This window comes from Prevotella sp. TF12-30 (assembly GCF_003436715.1).
Classification (GTDB): domain Bacteria; phylum Bacteroidota; class Bacteroidia; order Bacteroidales; family Bacteroidaceae; genus Prevotella; species Prevotella copri_A.
Genome location: NZ_QSQJ01000125.1, coordinates 1 through 493, shown reverse-complemented (window position 1 = coordinate 493; position 493 = coordinate 1). Strand labels below are relative to the sequence as shown.

Sequence of the window (493 nt, the reverse complement as noted above, 5' to 3'; positions counted from 1 at the left end):
GCTTGATGTAAGTATGGATTGCGGCAAAGGCAATACCCGAAATCAAGACAAATCCGGCGATGGATGCTGCCAGTTTACGCCAGGAAGTTATAGGATGAGTTGCTTTTTCCTGAAGTTGATGCTCCTGGCTGAATTTCTCCCATTCCTCATCTATATTAATAATAGGAGAGGTTTTTTCAAGTGCAGAATCCACTTCCACCATCGTCTGATAGAGTTTTCGGCATTCCTCATCCTGCAATATTTCACGAATCTCCTCATCAGAATACTTCTCCTGATGGTCGATGATATCCAGTATTTTTTCAAACTTGTCCATAATAAATCTGCTAAGGGTTAAACTTTTGCTTTAATTTTCTGATGCCTTGTGCCAGATGCTTATAAACTGCCACCTCGCTGATGCCCAATTCCGTAGCAATCTCCCGATATTTCAGTTTCTGCCGAAAGCGGAGATCGAGTACCTTGCGGGTTTGTGGCGTGAGTTCAGCATCCATATAAG

The 493-nt window shown here is 42.8% G+C and carries 1 protein-coding gene and 1 pseudogene; both read right to left on the bottom strand.

Annotated features, from left to right (window positions below; all coding sequences use genetic code 11):
• Window positions 1-313: pseudogene (locus DXD25_RS17035) on the bottom strand (hypothetical protein); the annotation flags it as partial.
• A 10-nt stretch (window positions 314-323) separates the two neighbouring features.
• Window positions 324-488: an RNA polymerase sigma factor gene (locus DXD25_RS16400; protein WP_233522376.1), complete on the bottom strand. Its 165-nt coding sequence runs from the start codon at window positions 486-488 to the stop codon at window positions 324-326.
• Window positions 489-493: the final 5 nt, after the last annotated feature.